Annotated in this window: 19 protein-coding genes and 1 pseudogene; 16 read left to right on the top strand and 4 right to left on the bottom strand. The window is 65.9% G+C overall.

The window, feature by feature from the left end:
* Positions 1–24: 24 nt before the first annotated feature.
* Complete coding sequence (locus ACCD07_RS27770; RefSeq protein ID WP_413449212.1) at positions 25–483, bottom strand: CBS domain-containing protein; 459 nt, start codon at positions 481–483, stop codon at positions 25–27.
* 196 nt (positions 484–679) lie between these two features.
* Here ACCD07_RS27770 and ACCD07_RS27765 point away from each other — a divergent pair, with 196 nt between their 5' ends.
* Together ACCD07_RS27765 and ACCD07_RS27760 are read left to right on the top strand one after the other, a co-directional pair.
* Positions 680–1990 (top strand): O-acetylhomoserine aminocarboxypropyltransferase, encoded by a 1311-nt coding sequence (locus tag ACCD07_RS27765; protein ID WP_413449211.1) that lies wholly within the window; start codon positions 680–682, stop codon positions 1988–1990.
* Position 1991: 1 nt separating this feature from the next.
* Positions 1992–2795, top strand: a complete 804-nt coding sequence (locus ACCD07_RS27760; RefSeq protein ID WP_413449210.1) for an alpha/beta fold hydrolase — start codon at positions 1992–1994, stop codon at positions 2793–2795.
* Positions 2796–2850: 55 nt separating this feature from the next.
* On the opposite strand, the gene ACCD07_RS27755 is transcribed toward ACCD07_RS27760, so the two are convergent.
* Positions 2851–4227 (bottom strand): YihY family inner membrane protein, encoded by a 1377-nt coding sequence (locus ACCD07_RS27755; RefSeq protein WP_413449209.1) that lies wholly within the window; start codon positions 4225–4227, stop codon positions 2851–2853.
* A 65-nt stretch (positions 4228–4292) separates the two neighbouring features.
* On the opposite strand from ACCD07_RS27755, the gene wrbA reads away from it, so the two are divergent.
* The 14 genes and pseudogenes from wrbA (at position 4293) to ACCD07_RS27685 (ending at position 18511) form a co-directional block, all read left to right on the top strand.
* Positions 4293–4904: an NAD(P)H:quinone oxidoreductase gene (gene wrbA / locus ACCD07_RS27750; protein WP_413449208.1), complete on the top strand. Its 612-nt coding sequence runs from the start codon at positions 4293–4295 to the stop codon at positions 4902–4904.
* Positions 4905–4917: 13 nt separating this feature from the next.
* On the top strand, positions 4918–5325 hold the full coding sequence (locus tag ACCD07_RS27745) for a DUF2069 domain-containing protein (protein ID WP_176650493.1): 408 nt from the start codon (positions 4918–4920) through the stop codon (positions 5323–5325).
* Positions 5322–6728 (top strand): FAD-binding oxidoreductase, encoded by a 1407-nt coding sequence (locus ACCD07_RS27740; protein WP_413449207.1) that lies wholly within the window; start codon positions 5322–5324, stop codon positions 6726–6728. The genes ACCD07_RS27745 and ACCD07_RS27740 overlap by 4 nt, the downstream gene beginning before the upstream one ends.
* Before the next feature lie 11 nt (positions 6729–6739).
* Positions 6740–7174 carry a DUF4124 domain-containing protein gene (locus tag ACCD07_RS27735; RefSeq protein ID WP_413449206.1) on the top strand — a complete coding sequence of 145 codons (435 nt, stop codon included), beginning with the start codon at positions 6740–6742 and terminating at the stop codon, positions 7172–7174.
* Positions 7175–7185: 11 nt separating this feature from the next.
* Positions 7186–9750, top strand: a complete 2565-nt coding sequence (locus ACCD07_RS27730; RefSeq protein ID WP_413449205.1) for an FtsX-like permease family protein — start codon at positions 7186–7188, stop codon at positions 9748–9750.
* A complete protein-coding gene (locus ACCD07_RS27725) occupies positions 9750–10847 on the top strand; it encodes a lipocalin-like domain-containing protein (RefSeq protein WP_413449204.1) in 1098 nt (365 codons plus the stop codon). The genes ACCD07_RS27730 and ACCD07_RS27725 overlap by 1 nt, the downstream gene beginning before the upstream one ends.
* A 70-nt stretch (positions 10848–10917) precedes the next feature.
* Positions 10918–12762, top strand: a complete 1845-nt coding sequence (locus tag ACCD07_RS27720; RefSeq protein WP_413449203.1) for an ABC transporter transmembrane domain-containing protein — start codon at positions 10918–10920, stop codon at positions 12760–12762.
* 79 nt (positions 12763–12841) lie between these two features.
* Positions 12842–13615 (top strand): sterol desaturase family protein, encoded by a 774-nt coding sequence (locus ACCD07_RS27715; RefSeq protein ID WP_413449202.1) that lies wholly within the window; start codon positions 12842–12844, stop codon positions 13613–13615.
* Between the two features lie 24 nt (positions 13616–13639).
* Positions 13640–14725, top strand: coding sequence for a threonine aldolase family protein (locus ACCD07_RS27710; protein WP_413449201.1), 1086 nt, complete (start codon positions 13640–13642; stop codon positions 14723–14725).
* A 61-nt stretch (positions 14726–14786) separates the two neighbouring features.
* Entirely contained in the window at positions 14787–16340 is a 1554-nt protein-coding gene (locus tag ACCD07_RS27705; protein WP_413449200.1) for a DEAD/DEAH box helicase, read from the top strand.
* Positions 16341–16398: 58 nt separating this feature from the next.
* On the top strand, positions 16399–17373 hold the full coding sequence (locus ACCD07_RS27700; protein WP_413449199.1) for a thymidylate synthase: 975 nt from the start codon (positions 16399–16401) through the stop codon (positions 17371–17373).
* Entirely contained in the window at positions 17370–18065 is a 696-nt protein-coding gene (locus tag ACCD07_RS27695) for an alpha/beta fold hydrolase (protein WP_353398164.1), read from the top strand. The genes ACCD07_RS27700 and ACCD07_RS27695 overlap by 4 nt, the downstream gene beginning before the upstream one ends.
* Positions 18062–18253 (top strand): annotated as a pseudogene (gene yidD / locus ACCD07_RS27690) (membrane protein insertion efficiency factor YidD); the annotation flags it as partial. The gene ACCD07_RS27695 and the pseudogene yidD, both read left to right, overlap by 4 nt.
* A 48-nt stretch (positions 18254–18301) precedes the next feature.
* On the top strand, positions 18302–18511 hold the full coding sequence (locus ACCD07_RS27685; RefSeq protein ID WP_413449216.1) for a hypothetical protein: 210 nt from the start codon (positions 18302–18304) through the stop codon (positions 18509–18511).
* A 1-nt stretch (position 18512) separates the two neighbouring features.
* On the opposite strand, the gene ACCD07_RS27680 is transcribed toward ACCD07_RS27685, so the two are convergent.
* Positions 18513–18869, bottom strand: a complete 357-nt coding sequence (locus tag ACCD07_RS27680; RefSeq protein WP_413449198.1) for a cupredoxin domain-containing protein — start codon at positions 18867–18869, stop codon at positions 18513–18515.
* Between the two features lie 3 nt (positions 18870–18872).
* Positions 18873–19751, bottom strand: coding sequence for a metallophosphoesterase family protein (locus ACCD07_RS27675; RefSeq protein WP_176651233.1), 879 nt, complete (start codon positions 19749–19751; stop codon positions 18873–18875).
* Between the last annotated feature and the right edge of the window lie 96 nt (positions 19752–19847).

Raw genomic sequence — 19847 nt, 5'->3', positions numbered from 1 at the left:
CGCAAGCGCACATGGCGCTTTTCTTTAGTCGTTTGCCTGGTCGGCCGTTTCGGCCGGCCAATCGCGGATATAGGCTTTGAGCATGCGGTTCTCGAAGCTCTGCGCTTCCAGCACGGCGCGCGCCACGTCGTAGAACGAGATCACGCCGAGGATGGTCTTGGCGTTCATCACCGGCAGGTAGCGCGCATGCTTCTCCAGCATGATGCGGCGCACCTCGTTGACTTCGGTGTCCGGCGTGACGGTGATCGGATGGTCGTCCATATGCTTGCGCACGGTGCCGGCGCCGACTGTGCCGCCGTTTTCGTGCAAGGCGCGCAGCACCTCGCGGAAAGTCAGCATGCCGGCCAGGTCGCCAAACTCCATGACCACCAGCGAGCCAATGTCCTTCTCCGCCATGGTATTGGCGGCATCCACCAAAGGCTGGTCCGGGGAAATCGTGTAAAGAATGCTGCCTTTAACCTGAAGAATTTCGGAGACTTTCATTTTGGGCCGTCCTGTCCGCTGATATAGGCTCTGTGAATGGGGGTTCTAGTTATTGTAGCCTTATAGCGAATGTAGCGTATGCCCGGAGAAAAATCCAGCGCTCTGGATAAGCAAAACGCAACATTTTTGCAGTGCTGTTGCCGCGGCGCGATTCGGGGTAGGATGCGCGGCATACTTATAACTCTACAGAGACAATATGAGCGGACCCAAATACCCCGGTTTCGATACGCTGTCGCTGCACGCCGGATCGTCACCCGACCCGGCCACCGGTGCGCGCGCCACGCCTATCCATTTCACCGCGTCGTTCGCGTTCAAGGATTCGGACCACGCGGCCTCACTGTTCAATATGGAGCGCGCCGGCCACGTCTACTCGCGCATCTCCAACCCGACCAACGCGGTGCTGGAGGAACGCATCGCCGCGCTGGAAGGCGGCGTGGCCGGCATCGCCACGGCCAGCGGCCAGGCCGCGATGCATCTCGGCCTGGCCACCATCGCCGGCGCCGGCTCGCACATCGTCGCCTCGCGCGCGCTGTACGGCGGCTCGCACAATATGCTGGCCTATACGCTCAAGCGCTTCGGCATCGACACCACCTTCGTCGATCCGCGCGACCTCGACGCCTGGCGCGCCGCGATCCGGCCCAACACCAAGGTGCTGTTTGCCGAAACGCTGGGCAATCCGGGGCTGGACGTGCTCGATATCGGCGCCGTATCGGCCATCGCCCATGAGCAGCACCTGCCGCTGATGCTGGATTCCACCTTCACCACGCCCTACCTGTTGAAGCCTTTCGAGCACGGCGCCGACCTGGTGTTCCACTCGGCGACCAAGTTCCTGTGCGGGCACGGCACCGCCATCGGCGGGCTGCTGGTGGACGGCGGCACCTTCGACTGGCAGGCCGCCTACGACAAGACCGGCCGCTTTGCGGAGCTGTGCGAGCCGTACGACGGCTTCCACGGCATGGTGTTTGCCGAAGAGTCGACCGTGGCGCCATTCGCGCTGCGCGCGCGGCGCGAGGGCCTGCGCGACTTCGGCGCCGTCATGAGCCCGCACAACGCCTTCGCCGTGCTGCAGGGCATGGAGACGCTGAGCCTGCGCATGGACCGCCACGTCGCCAACACGCGCAAGGTGGTCGAGTTCCTGCTGTCGAATCCCGCCGTGGAATCGGTGTCGTATCCCGAGCTGCCGTCGCACCCTGACTATGAACTGGCCAAGCGCCTGCTGCCCAAAGGCTGCGGCGCCGTGTTCTCGTTCAGCCTGAAGGGCGACCGCGCCGCCGGCCGCCGCTTCGTCGACGCGCTGAAGGTGTTCTCGCACCTGGCCAACGTCGGCGACGCCAAGTCGCTGGTGATCCATCCGGCGTCCACCACGCACTTCCGCATTCCGGCCGAACAGCTGGCGGCGGCCGGCATCACCGAAGGCACGATGCGGCTGTCGGTCGGGCTGGAAGACCTGGACGACCTGATCGAAGACCTGGCGCGCGGCCTGAAGCTGTCGCAGAAGGGAGCCTGAGATGCTGCTGACCGTACAAGGCGTGGACGCCTACTGCTACACCGGCGGCAAGCCGTTCAACCCGGCGCTGCCGACCGTGGTCTTCATCCACGGCGCGCAAAACGATCATTCGGTGTGGGCGCTGCAGACCCGTTATTTCGCCCATCACGGCTATGGCGTGCTGGCGGTCGACCTGCCGGGCCACGGCCGCAGCAAGGGCGCGGCCAAGGCCAGCGTGGCCGAGCTGGCGGACTGGCTGCTGCAGGTGCTGGACGCGGCCGGCGTGCGGAAGGCCGCGCTGTTCGGCCACAGCATGGGCTCATTGATCGCGCTGGAAGCATCGCACCAGGCGCCGGAGCGCGTGACGCACCTGGGCATGATAGGTTCGACTTATCCGATGAAAGTGTCGGACGCGCTGCTGGAAACCTCGCGCAGCGATGAGCAGAGCGCCATCGACATGGTCAACATCTGGTCGCACTCGTCGATCGCGCACAAGCCCTCGTGTCCGGGGCCCGGCTTCAGCGTGATGGGCGGCGCGCGCCGGCTGATGCAGCGCATCTCGCAGATCAATCCGCAGCAGGTGTTCTACACGGACTTCTCGGCCTGTAACGCCTATGCCAACGGCGAGGCGGCGGCGCAGGCGGTGCGCTGCCCTACCCTGTTCCTGTTCGGCGCCCGCGACATGATGACGCCGCCCAAGTCCACCAGGCTGCTGACATCGACCATCAAGCACGGCAAGGTGGTGACGGTGGACAGCGGCCACTCGCTGATGAGCGAGCGGCCGGACGCGGTGCTGGATGCGCTGTTCAGTTTTGCGGGAACTTGAAGCGGATGATGCGGTTCGCTTCTTGCATCACGAAGCCGCGATAACGCTCCAGGGTTTAGCGACAGTCGATGGGACCGAAATGGTCGGCCAACGTCTTGGACAGGCCGTTTTCGACGGCGGTTTCCACCTCGCGCGCCAGCTGCGCCGCATCGCGGGCCGCTTGCCGGTCGCGCTCATCGTCGCTGTCGGTCACCACGCCGGCGTTGATCGGCATGCCGGAGAAGACGAACAGGCGGTAGACCTCGGCCAGCGTCAGCCTCTCGACGTTGGCCAGGATGACCCAGTGGTCACCGCCATCGCTGACGCGCTTGCCCCACTGGACCCGCGACGGCGCCTCGACCTTGACGCGCCCCACCCAGCCCTCGGCCATCATCCGCTCAAGCAGCATGTCCATCTCGTCGAAGCCCAGGCGGGTGCGCGCGCGTATCGTGCCGGCGCTGACCAGCGCCGTGTCGCCGCATTTGCAGGCCACGTGCAGCACTTTCAGGATCGCCATCGCATCGACGAATTCGCCGCCCGGCTGCGCCTCGTGCCACCAGCGCTCGTACTTCACCACCGGCAGCGCGGCCACCAGCAGCGCGCCGAACAGCGTGATCATCCACGACACGTACACCCACAGCAAGAACAGCGGCAAGGCCGCCAGCGCGCCGTAGATCTTCGAATAGGTCGGAAACTGCGTGATGAAAATCGCGAAGCCGCGCTTGGCCACCTCGAACGCCAGACCCGCCACCAGGCCGCCCCAGGCCGCATCCTGCCAGTCGACGTCGCGGTTCGGCACCGCCACGTACAACAGCGTGAAGCCGGCCGTGGTCAGCGCCAGCGACAGGATGGTATAGATCAGCACGCCGATCACCGGCACGTCGCCGACCAGGGTACTGGTGGCCATGAACACCTGCGACGACAGCGTCAGCGACACGCCGATCAGCAAGGGACCGAGCGTGACGATGGCCCAGTAGACCAGGATCCGCTTGCTCCAGCGGCGCTCGTCGCGCACGCGCCAGATGCGGTTGAACACGCGCTCGATCAGGTTCATCATCGCGATCGACGTGAAAATCAGCGCCACCGCCCCCACCGCCGACAGCCGCGTGGCCTTCGAGGCGAACATGGTCAGGTAGTTCAGGATGGTGGAGGAAATCGACTTCGGCATCACGCTCTGCACGAAGTAGGCTTCCAGCGAGCTGCGGAAGGAATTAAACAGCGGGAACGTGGTGAAAATCGCCAGCGCGATGGTCAGCAGCGGCACCAAGGCGAACACCGTGGTAAAAGTGAGACTGCCCGCCACTTGCGGCAGGCTTTCCTCGCGCAGGCGGCGCTGGGCAAATAAAAACAGGTCGCGCACTTCGGGCCAGGACAGCGAACGCACTGTCGCGATACCGCTGCGGCAGCTGCGGAACAGATAATGTAAAACCGGATGAATATATTTTTCGTACATGAGCGATAATCGAAATACAAGAGTGACAACGATGCCACCCGCTAAAGCGCCCTATAATACCGCTGATGAACCAACCTAATCTGATTATTCTTGTTTTGTTCTACTCGCGCCATGGCGCCACGCGCAAACTGGCCGAGCTGATCGCCCAGGGCATCGAGAGCGTGCCGGGCTGCGACGCGCGCCTGCGCACGGTTCCCGCCGTGTCGACCGTGGCCGAAGCCACCGAACCGGAGGTGCCGGCCGACGGCGCGCCGTATGTGGAGCTGGACGACCTGAGCGAGTGCGCCGGCATCGCCGTCGGCTCGCCTACGCGCTTTGGCAACATGGCCTCGGCCATGAAGTATTTTTGGGACGGCACCGCCACCCACTGGCTGTCCGGCACGCTGGCCGGCAAGCCAGCCTGCGTGTTCACCTCGACCGGCAGCCTGCACGGCGGCCAGGAATCGACGCTGCTGTCGATGATGATACCGCTGTTCCACCATGGCCTGATGGTGCTCGGCCTGCCCTACACCCATCCGGAACTGATGACGACGTCCAGCGGCGGCACGCCGTACGGCGCCAGCCACTGGTCCGGCCTTGATGGCAAGAAGACCATCACCGAAGATGAAAAACGCCTGGCCGTCGCGCTGGGCCGGCGCCTGGCCGAAACGGCCGTCAAACTGCGCGCCGTCGCTTGAACGGGGACGCAACATGGAAAACTCAATGCAAAAATATTTTCACTGGGGCGCCATCGGCAGCCTGGTGACGCTGATAGTCTGGTGCGTGCTGTGGGAGATGGTGCTGGCGCCGCTGCATCCGGGAGGTTCGTGGCTGGTGCTGAAGGCCTTGCCGCTGCTGCTGCCGCTGTACGGCGTCTGGAAGCGCGACATCTACACGCTGCAGTGGACCTCGATGATGATACTGTTATACTTCACCGAGGGCGTGGTGCGCGGCTGGAGCGACAAGGGCAACCTGTCCGCATGGCTGGGCTGGGGCGAGGCGCTGATCGTCTGCGTCTACTTCGTCTGCGCCGTCATGTACCTGCGTCCATATAAGAAGGCGGCGAAGAAGCTGGCCAAGGAATTGCTCGACAAGGTGAAGGTCACCACCGTCAAATGAAGGACTTCCTGACGCACTGTCGTTCGCTGCTGGGCGAGGCCTGGGTGCTCGACACGCCCGCCGACATGGCGCCGTTCCTGACCGACTGGCGCGGCCGCTTTACCGGCAGCGCGCTGGCCGTGCTGCGGCCGGCGTCGGTGGACCAGGTGGCGGCGCTGGTGCGCGCCTGCGCGCAGTGGCGCATCGCGTTGGTGCCGCAGGGCGGCAATACAGGGCTGGTGCTGGGCAGCGTGCCCGATGCCAGCGGCACGGCGGTCGTACTGTCGCTGGCCCGACTCAACGCCATCCGCTCGGTCGATGCCGTCAACCGCACGATGACCGTGGATGCGGGCTGCATTCTCCAACAGGTGCAGGAAGCGGCCGCCGCCGCGGGCTGCCTGTTCCCCTTGTCGCTGGCCGCCGAAGGCAGCTGCACGATAGGCGGCAACCTGTCCACCAATGCCGGCGGCACGGCGGTTCTCCGCTACGGCAACACGCGCGAACTATGCCTCGGGCTGGAGGTGGTCACACCGCAGGGCGAGGTGTGGAGCGGCTTGCGCGGCCTGCGCAAGGACAATACCGGCTACGATCTGCGCGACCTGTTCATCGGCGCGGAAGGCACGCTGGGCATCATCACCGGCGCGGTGCTCAAGCTGTACCCGCAGCCCAAGGCCAGCATCACGGCGCTGGCCGCACTGCCCTCGCCCGCCCACGCGCTGCAATTACTGAACCTGATGCAGGACCACTGCGGCTCCAGCCTGACCGGCTTCGAGTTGATGTCGCGCTTTTGCCTGGAGCTGGTGGCGCAGCAGTTCCCGTCGCTGCCGAAGCCGTTCGCGGCGCCGCATCCGCAGTACGTGCTGCTGGAACTGTCGAGCAGCGAATCGGAAGACCACGCGGTGGGCTTGCTGGGACGGGCCATCGGCGCGGCGCTCGAGCGCGACGTCATCAGCGACGCCGTGGTGGCGACGTCGGTGGCGCAATCGGCCGGTCTGTGGCAACTGCGCGAGCATATCCCGCTGGCGCAGGCCAAGGCCGGCAAGAACATCAAGCACGATATCTCGCTGCCGGTATCGAGCATCGCGGACTTCATCGCGGCCACCGGGCCGTTGCTGGAAGCGGCCTTCCCTGGCTGCCAGCTGGTGTGCTTCGGCCATCTGGGCGACGGCAACCTGCACTACAACGTGGCGCCGCCGACCGGCATCTCCAACGAGGATTTCCTCGCCAACCAGGACAAGGTCAATCGCGTCGTGCATGACAGCGTGGTGGGTTTTGGCGGCTCGATTTCAGCGGAACACGGCATCGGTGCGTTGAAGCGCGACGAGCTGGCCCACTATAAATCGGCGGTGGAACTGAACATGATGCGGGCCATCAAAACGGCGCTGGATCCACTGGGTATCATGAATCCCGGGAAAATCCTTTGAAGGGAGCTGCCATGAAATTCGCTATCGCGGCCGTGCTGTGCGCGGCGTCCCTGACGGCGCACGCCCAGGACGTCCACAAATGCACCGTGGATGGAAAAGTCAGCTACGGCGACGTGCCTTGTCCCGCCGGAGCGGCGTCGGCCACGACCTTGCAGGTGCCGGCGGCGCCGGCGGTGGATCCCGCGGCGGCACGCGACCTGGCGCGGCAAGGCAAGGAAGCGGCGGCGCTGGAAAAGGCGCGCCATCAGCGTGAGGACAAGGACGCGCGCGAAGCCGACAAGTCCGCGCAGGCGGCCGCCGTGCAACGCAAGAGGTGCGGCAAGCTCAAATTGAACAAGCAATGGGCAGACGACGATGTGCGCCGTGCCACCGCCGTCAATCTCGATAACGCCAAGCTGCGCGCCAAGCGCGCCGGCGACACGCTGGCGCTGGAGTGTCCCAAGTAATGTCCGGATTGATGCCTGCAAATACTCGCCTGTCACGCTGGCTGCTGCTGGGCGAGTGGCGCGCGCATCCCGTGCGGGCATTGGTGGCGATAGCCGCCATCGCCATCGGCATCTCGCTGGGCTTCGCCATCCATTTGATCAACGCCGCCGCGTTCAACGAATTTTCGTCCGCCATCAAGGGACTGTCTGGCGTCGCCGACGTGCAGGTGCGCGGCACCGAACCGTTTTTCGACGAAACCATCTATCCGCTGCTGGCGCAACGCGACGGCGTGGCTGTGGCCTCACCGGTGCTGGAGTTCGACGCTTCCGTGCCCGGTGAACGCACCGCCCTGAAGATCCTGGCCGTGGATGCCTTCCGCGCCGGCTTCATCTCGCCCGACCTGGTGGGGGCTCCCGCCGAAGACAAGGTGGACGACCTGTTGGCCGACGACGCCATCTTCCTGTCGCCCGCGGCACTGCAATGGCTCAAGCCCGCGGATGGCGCGCCGCTGACGCTGCAGGTCGGCGTCGGCCAGTTGCATCTTCGCGTGGCCGGGCCGCTGCAGCGCGCCCGCGCAGGGCAGCGCGTCGGCGTGATGGATCTCGGCGCCGCGCAATGGCGCTTCAACAAACTGGGTCAGCTGTCGCGCGTCGACCTCAAGCTGCGCAGTGGCGTCAATCGGGACGCCTTCAAGGCGCAACTGGAACAGCAACTGCAGCGCGACTATCCGGGCCGCTTCCGCGTCAACCAGCCCAACGACGAAGAACAGAACAGCCGCAACGAAGGCATGAGCCGCGCCTACCGCGTCAACCTGACGGTGCTGGCGCTGGTAGCGCTGTTCACCGGCGCCTTCCTGGTGTTCTCCACGCAGGCGCTGTCGGTGATCCGCCGCCGCAGCCAGTTCGCGCTGCTGCGCGTGCTCGGCATGGACCGCAAGCACCTGCTGCGCCAGATTCTGATCGAAGGCCTGAGCCTCGGCGTGGCCGGATCGGCGATCGGCATCGCCGCCGGCTACGGCATGGCGGCGGCCGCGCTGCACTTCATGGGCGCCGATCTGGGCGCGGGTTTCTTCTCCGGCGTGCGGCCGGAAGTCCAGTTCACGCCCGTCGCCGCTGCGGTCTACTTTGCGCTTGGCGTCGCCGTCGCGCTGCTGGGTTGCGCCGCGCCCGCGCTGGACGCCGCACGCGCCCAGCCGGCCGTCGCGCTCAAATCCGGCACCGAGGAAGCGGCGATGTCGCGCCTGTCGCGCGCCTGGCCGTCACTGGCATGCATCGCGCTGGCGGCGCTGTTGACGCAGGCGCCCCCGGTATTCGAGCTGCCGCTGTTCGGCTACCTGTCGATCGCCCTGCTGCTGATCGGCAGCATCGCCCTGATGCCCCGTCTTGCCGCCATCGTGTTCCGCGCGGCGCATCTGCGCTGGAGCGCAGCCAACGCCGACAGACCAGGCGCATCGCCGGTGCTGACGCTGACGCTGTCACGCCTTGCCAACGCATCCAGCCAGGCCGGCATCGCGCTGGGCGGCGTGCTGTCGAGTTTCAGCTTGATGGTGGCGATGGCCATCATGGTCGCCAGTTTCCGCGTGTCGCTCGACGACTGGCTGCTGCACATTCTGCCGGCCGATATCTACATCAGCACCACCAGCGGCGGCACCACGGCCGGATTGCGTCCGCAGGAACAAGCCGCCATCGCCGCCCTGCCCGGCGTGGCCAGCGCCGACTTCCTGCGCGTGCGGGCGATCTCGCTGGCCGCCGCCCGGCCGCCGGTCGCACTGATGGCACGCAACGTGGATGCAGCCGATCCCGGCAAATCGCTGGCCATCGTCGGCGTGACGCAAATGCCGGAACCTGGCTCCCCGCCGCCGGTGTGGGTATCGGAAGCGATGGTTGATTTGTACGGCATGCATGTCGGCCAGCGCATCGAGTTTCCGCTGAACGGCAAGCTGCACACATTCCAAGTATCCGGCATCTGGCGCGACTACGCACGGCCGACAGGTACGATCCAGATGCGGCTGAGCGACTATCGCGCCATCACCGACGACCAGGATGCGAGTAATGTCGCGCTGTGGCTCAAGCCCGGCGCCAAGCCAGCCGACACCACCCAGGCCTTGAAGCGGCTGCCGTTTGCCGCCGCGCTGGAAACCAGCGCGCCATCCGATATCCGCGCCATGAGCATGAAGATATTCGACCGCAGCTTCGCCATCACCTACCTGCTGGAGGCGATCGCCATCGTGATCGGCCTGTTCGGCGTGGCGGCGACGTTCTCGGCACAGACGCTGGCGCGGTCCAAGGAGTTCGGCATGCTGCGGCACGTGGGCGTTACCCGCCGCCAGATCCTGTCGATACTGGCGATCGAGGGCGGCGCGTTGACGGCGCTCGGCATCGGCACCGGCTTCGTGCTGGGCTGGGTCATCAGCCTGATCCTGGTCTTCATCGTCAACCCGCAGTCGTTCCACTGGACCATGCAGCTGCACCTGCCATGGCCGTTGCTGGGCACCGTGGCAGGCCTGCTGCTGGCCGCCGCCGCGCTGACGGCGCTGCTGGCGGGCCGCCAATCGCTGTCGGGCGGACCGATACGCGCAGTCAGGGAGGACTGGTAATGTTCAGCCGCATTCGCAAGTGGGCGGTCGCCGCCCTGGTCCTGCCGTTGTTGGCCTCCGCCCCGGCCCGCGCCGCCACGCCGGAATTCAAACCGGTCGTTCCGCTGTCGGCGGGCGCCGCATTGCGCTTCCCCACCGACTTCGGCGCCCACCCCGGCTACAAGACCGAATGGTGGTACGTCACCGGCTGGTTGAACACGGCCGATGGCAAGCCGCTCGGCTTCCAGGTCACCTTCTTCCGCAGCGCCACCGGGCATGACCTTGCCAATCCCAGCCAGTTCGCGCCCAAGCAGCTGATCATCGGCCATGCCGCCGTGTCCGACCCGGCCAACGGTAAGCTGCTGCACGACCAGCGCAGCGCGCGCGAAGGCTTCGGCCTGTCCTACGCCAAGGTCGGCGACACCGACGTCAAGCTCGAGGACTGGCGCATGACGCGCGCCGCCGACGGCAGTTACCGGGTGCTTCTCGACGCCGCCAGTTTCAAGCTGGACCTGAAACTCGCACCGTCGCAGCCGGTGCTGCTGCAAGGAGAACAAGGCTATTCGCGCAAAAGCCCGCAACCGCTGTACAGCAGCTATTACTACAGCGAGCCGCAACTGGGCACCAGCGGCACCGTCACCCGCGCCGGCAAGACGGTCGCCGTCAGCGGCGCCAGCTGGCTCGATCACGAATGGTCCAGCCAGGCCCTCGATCCCGACACCACGGGCTGGGACTGGGTGGGCGCCAACCTGGCCGACGGCGGCGCGCTGATGGCTTTCCAGGTCCGCAGCAAGACAGGTGCTAAACTATGGGCGCACGCGACATGGCGCGATGCATCCGGTAAGATCACGCAGTTCTCGCCGGATCAGGTCAGTTTTACCCCGCAAAGGCGGTGGCGTTCGCCCCGCACCAATGCCGAGTATCCGGTCGCGACGCAGCTCACCACAGGCAGCACGGTCTGGCGGATCGTCCCCTTGCAGGACGACCAGGAGCTGGACTCGCGCCGCTCGACCGGCGCCGTTTACTGGGAGGGCGCCGTCACGCTTGAGCGCGACGGCAAGCCGGCCGGGCGCGCCTACCTGGAAATGACGGGTTACGTCCGGCCGATGAAACTGTAAAAGATGAAACTGTAAAATATAGCGCTACCCGAATCGTCAACAAAGAATACTTACAAACCGCAGCCACACGATGACCAACAGCACCACCGCCAGCACCCCGTCCGCAACCGCCCCCAACACCGCCAGGGAAGCCAAGAAAGGCAGCCTCGCCACCTTGCGCGGGCTGACGCCTTTCCTGCTGCCGTACAAGCGCCAATTCGTCATGGCCGGCATCGCGCTGGTGGTCGCCGCCTGCGCCACGCTGGCGATCCCCGCCGCCTTCAAGCAGATGATCGACCTGGGCTTCGGCGGCACCGGCGCCAAGAGCATCAAGCACGTGGACCTGGTATTCCTGGCGCTGTTCGCGGTCGCCACCGTGCTGGCGTTGGCCACGGCGGCGCGCTTCTATACCGTCTCCTGGCTGGGCGAGCGCGTCACCGCCGACATCCGCAGCGCGGTGTACGACCACGTCGTCACCCAGAGCCCGGAGTTCTTCGAGACCACGCAGACCGGCGAAGTCCTGTCGCGCATCACCACCGACACCACGCTGATCCAGGCGGTCGTCGGCACCAGCATCTCGATGGCGCTGCGTAACGTGCTGCTGTTCATCGGCGGCCTGGTGATGCTGTTCGTGACCAGCGCCAAGCTGTCCGCCATCATCATCGGCCTGCTGATCCTGACCGTGCTGCCGATCGTGATGTTCGGCCGCCGCGTGCGCAAGCTGTCGCGCGATTCGCAGGACCGCATCGCCGACGCCTCGGCCATGGCGGGCGAAATCCTCAACGCCATGCCGACGGTGCAGGCGTTCACGCACGAGAAAATCGAATCGACCCGCTTCGACGCCTCGGTCGAAGGCGCGTTCGGCACCGCCATGCGCCGCATCCGCGCGCGCGCGCTGCTGACCATGATCGCCATCGTGCTGGTGTTCGGCACCATCGTGTTCGTGTTGTGGCTGGGAGCGCACGCCGTGCTGGCCGGTTCGATGACCGGGGGCGACCTCGGCCAGTTCATCCTGTACGCCTCCATCGTCGCCGGCGCCATCGGCGCGCTGTCCGAGGTGATGGGCGAAGCGCAGCGCGCCGCCGGCGCCACCGAGCGCCTGCTGGAGCTGATGTCGGTCAAATCGAATATCCAGTCGCCGGCCCAGCCGCTGGCGCTGCCGCCGCGCGCCGCCAACGGCGCCGCGCTGAGCCTGCACGACGTGACCTTCTCCTATCCTTCGCGCCCCGATACGGCGGCGCTGAGCCACCTGTCGCTGGACATCAAGCCGGGTGAAACGGTGGCCGTGGTCGGTCCTTCCGGCGCCGGCAAGACCACGCTGTTCCAGCTGTTCCTGCGCTTCTACGATCCGCAGAGCGGCAGCATCAAGCTCGATGGCGTGGACATCACCCAGCTCGAGCTGCACACGCTGCGCGGCGCCATCGGTATCGTGCCGCAGGATACGGTGATCTTCTCGGCCGACGCGATGGAGAACATCCGCTACGGCCGCGCCGGCGCCACCGACGCCGAGGTGATCCAGGCGGCCAAGCTGGCCGCCGCCCATGAATTCATCGAGCGTCTGCCGCAGGGCTACCAGTCCTTCCTGGGCGAGCGCGGCGTGCGCCTGTCCGGCGGCCAGCGCCAGCGCATCGCGATCGCGCGGGCGCTGCTGAAAAATCCGCCTTTGCTGCTGCTGGACGAAGCGACCAGCGCGCTGGATGCGGAATCCGAGCGCCTGGTGCAAAAAGCGCTGGAAGCGGCGATGGTCGGCCGCACCACGGTCATCATCGCGCACCGCCTGGCGACAGTGCAGCGCGCCGACCGTATCATCGTCATGGAAGACGGCCGGATTGTGGAAACCGGCACCCACGCGTCGCTGGTGGCGCTGGGCGGCATCTACGCCAACCTAGCGGCGCTGCAGTTCCACAACGTCCACATCGAGCACCAGCCGCATTAATCAACGCGTTAATCAAATCATAAGCACGGCCGGCGCGAACGGCCTTAGCATCGGGTTATCTTAATTTTAAGGGAACGCCATGCTGGACAACCTTGCGCGCACTATCCTGCAGACGGCCTGGCACTACCTGGTGGTGGTCGGCGTCTTCACCGCGCTCTGGCTGTGGTGGCGCTTCCGGCCGGGCCGCCGGCGGCGCTTGCAGGCAAAGGCGGTCGGTATTCCGCAGATCCGGCGCGAGGTCTTGACTTCGATCGTCAGCATCGTAGTGCTCGGCAGCGTGATGCCGGTGGCCTTTGCGCTGGGCCTCGGCCGGCACGCCCACTTCTACCAAAGCGTGCATGCCTACGGCCGCGGATGGGGCTTTATCGCCGCCGTCGTCATGTTGATGATACTGATCCAGGATACCTGGTTCTACTGGACGCACCGGCTGATGCACCACCGCCGGCTGTTTCGCTGGGCGCACCGCACCCATCACCTGTCCACCAACACCAGCCCCTGGTCCACCTACTCGATCAGCCCGCTGGAAGCGGTGATCGACAGTGGCGCCAGCATCGTGATCCTGTTGCTGTTGCCGGTGACGTTCTGGTCACTGTTCATCTTCACGTGGCTCAATACGATCTTCGCGGTGTACACGCATCTCGGCTACGAGCTGTTCCCGCGCGCGCTGTCGCGGCACTGGCTGGGCCGGTGGATCAACACTTCCACGGCGCACAACACCCACCACGCGCGGGGCCGCTACAACTATGGCTGGTACTTCCTGTTCTGGGACCGGATGATGGGCACCCTGTCGCCGGATTATGACGAACACTATCGCAAAGCCGGTTTTTTGGCCGCCGAGGCAAAAAGCCGGTAACATTCTCTCTTTCAGGAGAACGCCTTGACCGACGCCGAACTGCGGCTCAGCTGCACAACCCATCTTCCCGGCCATCGCCAGCCGTCGCCCGCCCAGCTGTTTGCGGCGATGTCGGCATGGTGCGAGGCCAACGGCGTGGCGCACGACACCTACGGCAACGGCCCGCTGATCCAGCAATTCGAACAGAAGGTGGCCGGCTTGCTGGGCTTCGAGGCGGCGCTATTCTGCATCACCGGCACGATGGTACAGGCGACCGCACTGCGCATCGCCTGCGCGGAACGCGGCAGCAAGCTGGTGGCGCTGCATCCGACGTCGCACATCCTGCGCCACGAGCGCGGCAACCACCAGCTGTTCGACCATTTTCACGCGCTGCAGATCGGCGACCAGCACCGTCCGTGGACGCTCGAGGAGCTGAAAGGCATCCCGGACAAACTGGGCGCGGCCACGCTGGAACTGCCGATGCGCGAAATCGGCGGCCAGTGCCCGAGCTGGGACGAGCTGGCGGCGATCAAGGCTTACTGCCGCGAGAGGGCCATCCACCTGCACCTGGACGGCGCCCGCCTGTGGGAAACCGCCGCCGCATACGGCCGCCCCGCCGCCGAGATCGCGGCCGGCTTCGATACGGTCTACGTCTCGATGTACAAAGGCATAGGCGGCATGGGCGGCGCCATGCTGCTGGGCAGCGCGGATTTCGTGGCCAAGGCGCAGGAGTGGTTCCGGCGCCAGGGCGGCAACGTCTACCAGCGCACGCCGTACGTGGTGGCGGCGGCGATGCAGTTCGATGCGCGGCTGAAGGCAATGCCCGACTACTTCCGCCGCACGCGGTGGCTGTACGAGCAGTTGCGCGACTTTCCGCTGCTGGTGCCGAATCCGGCGCAGCCGCAGGCCAGCATGCTGCACCTGCATCTGCCGGTCAGCCGCGAGCGCGCCAACGAACTCCGCAACAGCATCGCCGAGCGCCATGGCGTGTGGCTGTTTAACGCCGCCAGCCACGCCGCGCTGCCCGGCCGCAGCTCGGTGGAGCTCTACATCGGCGACAACCTGCTGAACATGCCGGACGACCGCGTGCGTGAAATCCTGGCCTTGTGGTCCGCAGCGCTCGTCAACTAATTTCGCACAAGCCGGGCCAACCGGCTACACTGCGCCCTCTTTTCGTTTTACTGCACATACCATGACTTTCCAAGCCCTCGGCCTGATCGACCCCATACAGCGCACGCTGGACACGCTGGGCTACAAGCAGCCTACGCCCGTCCAGAAGCAAGCCATTCCCGCAGTGCTGGCGGGTCGCGACCTGATGGCGGCGGCGCAAACCGGCACCGGCAAGACCGCCGGCTTCGCCCTGCCCATCCTGCAGCGCCTGACCATGGACGGCGTGACCGAGCCGAAAGCCGTGCGCTGCCTGGTGCTGGTGCCGACGCGCGAGCTGGCCGAGCAGGTCTACGAAAGCTTCCGCACCTATGGCGGCAACCTGCCGCTGAAGTCCGCCGTGGCCTATGGCGGCGTGCCGATCGAACCGCAGATCACCAAGCTGCGCAAGGGCCTGGACGTGCTGGTGGCGACGCCGGGCCGCCTGATCGACCTGCACGACCAGGGCGCGATCAGCTTCACGCTGCTGCAAACGCTGGTGCTGGACGAGGCGGACCGCATGCTGGACCTCGGCTTCGAGCGTGACCTGGACATCCTGCTGGCGGCGCTGCCGAAGAAGCGCCAGACCTTGCTGTTCTCGGCCACGTTCTCGGACGAGATCCGCAAGCTGGCCGGCGGTATGCTGAAAGACCCGGTATCGGTGCAGGTCAGCGCCGGCAATACCGCGACCAAGACCGTCAGGCAGTGGCTGATCCCGACCGACAAGCGCCGCAAGCCCGAGCTGCTGCTGCATTTGCTGAGGAAGCTGCAATGGGGCCAGGTACTGGTATTCGTCAAGACCCGCAAAGGCGTTGAAACGCTGGTCAAGACCTTGCAGGAGCGCGGCATTTCGGCCGACTCCATCCACGGCGACAAGACGCAGCCGGCACGCCTGAAGGCGCTGGCCCGCTTCAAGAAGGCCGAGGTGCAGCTGCTGGTGGCCACCGACGTGGCTGCGCGCGGGCTGGATATCGAGGCGCTGCCGCAGGTGGTGAACTTCGATCTGCCGACCGTGGCGGAGGATTACATCCACCGTATCGGCCGCACCGGCCGTGCCGGCATGGAAGGCGAAGCGGTGTCGCTGGTGTGCGCCGACGAGGTCGAGCTGCTGAAGGCGATCGAAACGCTGACGCGCCAGGTCATCGCACGCCAGGAGGAGCCGGGCTTCGAGGCCGACCACCGCGTGCCGGAGACCGGCCCCAAAGGCGCCGCCATCGCCGCAGCCAGGAAGATGGCGGCCGAGGCGCCGGCCAAAAAGAAACGCGCGTTCACCGGACCTGCGGGCGGCAAGCCTGCGGCGGGCGCAAACGCCGCAGCGGGCGCCAAGGCGGCTGTGACGGCGCGCCCCGCAGGCGGCGACGCATCGCTGGGCACCTGGACGCCGCCGGCGCCATCGGGCAAGCCGGCCGGCGGCGCACGCTCCGCCGGTGGCGGCAAATCCGCCCAGGGCCGCATCTACGGGGGTGGCGGCAAGCCGGCCGCCGCACCGAAAGGCGCCGTGGTCGTCACCGGCGGCCGCGGCGCCAAATCGCTGGCGCGCGCCGCCGGCAAGGCCACCGCCCAGCCGGGCGGCCGCAAAGGCAAGCCGGGCGGACGCTGACGGCCGGGGGCCTGATAAAATAGCTGTCTTTCGCGCCCCGCACACGTTGGAGAATTGAATGCAGCAATACCAGGAACTGATCCAGACCGTCCTCGACACCGGCAGCTGGCAAGACAACCGCACCGGCATCCGCACGCTGAGCGTGCCGGGTGCGATGATGCGCTTCGACCTGTTGAACGACGGTTTTCCTGCCGTGACGACCAAGAAGCTGGCATTCAAGTCCGTGGTCGGCGAACTGTGCGCGTTCCTGCGCGCCTCCCGCAGCGCCGCCGACTTCCGCGCGCTGGGCTGCAAGGTCTGGGACCAGAACGCCAACGAGAACAAGCAATGGCTGGACAATCCCTACCGCCTCGGCGAGGACGACCTCGGCCCGGTCTACGGCGTGCAGTGGCGCCAATGGCCTGGCTTCAAGCTGATCCCCGTCGACCAGCCGGCGCAGATCGCCGACGCGCAAAAGAACGGCTTTCGCCTGATCTCGCAAATCGAGGATGAAGGCGTGACCAAGGTGCTACTGCACAAGGCCATCGACCAGCTGCGCGAGTGCCTGGACACCATCGTCAACAATCCGTCCAGCCGCCGCATCCTGTTCCACGGCTGGAATCCGGCCGTGCTGGACTCGGTCGCGCTGCCGGCCTGCCACCTGCTGTACCAGTTCATTCCGAATCCGGCCACGCGCGAGCTGTCGATGTGCCTCTACGTCCGTTCGAACGACCTGGGCCTGGGCACGCCGTTCAACCTGGCCGAAGGCGCCGCGCTGATGCACCTGGTCGGCCGCCTGACCGGCTACACGCCACGCTGGTTCACCTACTTCATCGGCGACGCGCATATCTATGAAAATCACATGGACATGGTCAAGGAACAGCTGACCCGCGCGCCGTTCCCGGCGCCGCGCTTCATCATCTCCGACCGCGTGCCGGATTTCGCCAAGACCGGCAAGTACGAGCCGGAATGGCTGGAAAAGGTCGAGCCGTCCGACTTCTCGCTGGAAGGCTACCAGCACCACGCGCCGATCACCGCGCCGATGGCGGTATGACGCGGCTGGACTTCATCCCCGGCACCTTGTGCGACGAGAGGATGTGGTCCCGCCTGACGCCGCTGCTGGGCGGCGGTTTCGAATTCAATCACGTTCCGCTGCACAAGGCGCGCACGCGTCCCCAGATGCAGCAGCTGATTTCGGCGCATAGCGCGCCGTCCGCCCATCTGGTGGCGTTCTCGCTGGGCGCCTACCTGGCGATTGAACACGTGCTGGCGCATCCGGAGCGGGTCCAGTCGCTGGTGCTGATCGCCAATTCCGCCCGTGGGCTGAGCGACGCTGAAATCCAGACCCGCCGGCGCATCATCCCCATGTTGGAGCGCAATGCCTACAGCGGCATGACGCGCCAGCGCCTGCGCGAAGTGCTGCATCCGGACCACTTCGAAGACCAGTCCATCGTCGACGTCATCCAGCAGATGGCGCTGGACCTGGGTAAGGACGTGCTGCTGGCGCAGTTCACCGCCTCCATGGAGCGCCCCGACCTGATGGACCGGCTATCGGAGATCGCCTGCCCGGTCCTGATCGTCGGCGCGGAAGGCGACCAGCTGGTGGATGCCGCCATCCTGCGCGACATGCACGCCCGCCTGCCCCACGCCCGCTTGAGCATGCACGAAGGCAGCGGCCACATGATCCCGCTGGAGATCCCTCAGACGCTGGCCGCCGACATACTGGCCTTCCACGACGCCGCATGAAACGGCTCGCCCTCGCCGCCATCGCGTTTTATCGGCGCTACCTGTCTCGGCTGAAGGGTTTTTCCTGCGCGTTCCGCGTCCATACAGGCCGTGACAGCTGCTCCGCTTACGGCCAGCGCGTAATCGCACGGTATGGATTGCACGTCGGCTTGGCCCTGCTGAACCGCCGTATGGGCGATTGCGGCGACATGCATCGCCAGCATCGTCCTTGTCCGCCGGCCGCAGCGCCGCGCGGCATGACCACACGACACTTGGCACAGGCCGGCTTTTGCGACCTGCCCTGCGACGTGCCCGACTTGCCCTGTAGTGCGGGCGACGCCTGCGATGCTGCCGACTGCCTGGGCAACCTCGCCTCCTGCGACGGTTCCAGCTGCAGGAACTGGTGGCGCAGAAAACGCAACCAGGACCAGTACGTGCGCGTCAACCCTACCCAAGGCCTGGAGTAACTCAAGCCTTGACGATAATCGTGCCGGCCATTTCCTCGTGGCCGCTGCCGCAGAAGTTATCGCACAAGAAGCCGAATTGCCCCACCTGGTCCGGCTTCAATCTCACCTGCACCGGCTTGCCCATCACCAGATCGGCCCGGATCTTGAAGTCCGGCAGACTGAAGCCGTGCGGGAAGTCCAGCGCGGTCAGCTCCAGCACCACCGCTTCACCCTTCTTCAACTCGATCACATTGGGCGCGAAGCGGAATTTGCGCGCCTCGATCTTGATGACGCGTTCCTTCGCCTTGGCCTGCACCACGCCCAGCACCGCCAGTACCAGCGGCGCGCTAACCAGCAGCCTTCGTTTTGTCGACACCATGATTTATCCCTTCATCGCAGGGAATTCGGTGATCTGGTAGCCCACGGGCTTCGCTTCCGCTTCCACTTCGCGGAATCCCAGGCCCTTGCCCGGCGCCGCAGGGTCCCACGGCAGCGGCGCGCGGTTGGGCTGCGAACCCGGCGCCGGCAGCGGGAAGATCAGCGACTTGGCCGCGTGATGGGCGATATGGCCGCTCATGTGATGGTTCTCCTGGTGGATATGGCCGTAGAACACGGTCACGTTCGAATATGGCATCAGCAACGCGATGGCCTGCTCGCCGTCGCGCGTGGCCCAGTCCCACTTGGGCGCCAGGTCGAACAGCGGCCGGTGGGTCAGCACGACGATGCGCGCGTCCCTGGCTTGCTTCGCCAGATCCGCCTTCAGCCACGCCAGCTGCGCCTCGCCGATGCGCGCGCCGGGATCGGAGACGTTGTCGAGGGCGATGAAGTGCACGCCCTTGTGGTCGAAGCTGTAGTGCGTCGGTCCGAAGAATTCCTGGAACGCGGCGCCGTTGTCGAGCGAGGCGTCGTGCTCGCCCGCGAGGAAATGCACCGTTTTCACCTTCAGCCCGCCGACGATCTGCTTGAACTCCGCCATGCGCCGGCGGCGCTCGGCAGGATCGTCGGTGGTATGCGTCAGGTCGCCGGTGAAGACGATGAACTCGGGCGGCACCGTTAGCGCGTTGACGCTGTCAACCGCCAGCTTGAGCGTGTTTTGCGCGTCCGGATTGGCCGGGCCCTTGTAGCCCCAGTGCGAATCGGACAGCTGGACGAAGTAAAAATCCTCATAGCCGGTGTCGGCCAGCGCCGTGCCGTACAGGCCGGACATGAAAACGGCGCCCCCGCCGACTGCCGTCAACCGTATAAATCCCCTGCGATCCATCATGATGTGCTCCGTGGTCAGATTGAAAAGACGGCGCCCATGGCATAATCTGCGGGCGTCGCTCGTACCGGCTAAAACCCGGAGCGCAGCGGGATT

The sequence above is a fragment of the Duganella sp. Dugasp56 genome (assembly GCF_047304105.1).
GTDB lineage: Bacteria > Pseudomonadota > Gammaproteobacteria > Burkholderiales > Burkholderiaceae_D > Rugamonas > Rugamonas hordei.
This window is presented reverse-complemented; position numbering and strand designations above follow the sequence as displayed.

Excerpts from the sequence above, each read along its gene's own strand:
- ACCD07_RS27770 (WP_413449212.1), bottom strand. The coding sequence starts at position 483 with ATGAAAGTCTCCGAAATTCTTCAGGTTAAAGGCAGCATTCTTTACACG.
- ACCD07_RS27765 (WP_413449211.1), top strand. The coding sequence starts at position 680 with ATGAGCGGACCCAAATACCCCGGTTTCGATACGCTGTCGCTGCACGCC.
- ACCD07_RS27760 (WP_413449210.1), top strand. The coding sequence starts at position 1,992 with ATGCTGCTGACCGTACAAGGCGTGGACGCCTACTGCTACACCGGCGGC.
- ACCD07_RS27755 (WP_413449209.1), bottom strand. The coding sequence starts at position 4,227 with ATGTACGAAAAATATATTCATCCGGTTTTACATTATCTGTTCCGCAGC.
- wrbA (WP_413449208.1), top strand. The coding sequence starts at position 4,293 with ATGAACCAACCTAATCTGATTATTCTTGTTTTGTTCTACTCGCGCCAT.
- ACCD07_RS27745 (WP_176650493.1), top strand. The coding sequence starts at position 4,918 with ATGGAAAACTCAATGCAAAAATATTTTCACTGGGGCGCCATCGGCAGC.
- ACCD07_RS27740 (WP_413449207.1), top strand. The coding sequence starts at position 5,322 with ATGAAGGACTTCCTGACGCACTGTCGTTCGCTGCTGGGCGAGGCCTGG.
- ACCD07_RS27735 (WP_413449206.1), top strand. The coding sequence starts at position 6,740 with ATGAAATTCGCTATCGCGGCCGTGCTGTGCGCGGCGTCCCTGACGGCG.
- ACCD07_RS27730 (WP_413449205.1), top strand. The coding sequence starts at position 7,186 with ATGCCTGCAAATACTCGCCTGTCACGCTGGCTGCTGCTGGGCGAGTGG.
- ACCD07_RS27725 (WP_413449204.1), top strand. The coding sequence starts at position 9,750 with ATGTTCAGCCGCATTCGCAAGTGGGCGGTCGCCGCCCTGGTCCTGCCG.
- ACCD07_RS27720 (WP_413449203.1), top strand. The coding sequence starts at position 10,918 with ATGACCAACAGCACCACCGCCAGCACCCCGTCCGCAACCGCCCCCAAC.
- ACCD07_RS27715 (WP_413449202.1), top strand. The coding sequence starts at position 12,842 with ATGCTGGACAACCTTGCGCGCACTATCCTGCAGACGGCCTGGCACTAC.
- ACCD07_RS27705 (WP_413449200.1), top strand. The coding sequence starts at position 14,787 with ATGACTTTCCAAGCCCTCGGCCTGATCGACCCCATACAGCGCACGCTG.
- ACCD07_RS27700 (WP_413449199.1), top strand. The coding sequence starts at position 16,399 with ATGCAGCAATACCAGGAACTGATCCAGACCGTCCTCGACACCGGCAGC.
- ACCD07_RS27695 (WP_353398164.1), top strand. The coding sequence starts at position 17,370 with ATGACGCGGCTGGACTTCATCCCCGGCACCTTGTGCGACGAGAGGATG.
- ACCD07_RS27685 (WP_413449216.1), top strand. The coding sequence starts at position 18,302 with ATGACCACACGACACTTGGCACAGGCCGGCTTTTGCGACCTGCCCTGC.
- ACCD07_RS27680 (WP_413449198.1), bottom strand. The coding sequence starts at position 18,869 with ATGGTGTCGACAAAACGAAGGCTGCTGGTTAGCGCGCCGCTGGTACTG.
- ACCD07_RS27675 (WP_176651233.1), bottom strand. The coding sequence starts at position 19,751 with ATGGATCGCAGGGGATTTATACGGTTGACGGCAGTCGGCGGGGGCGCC.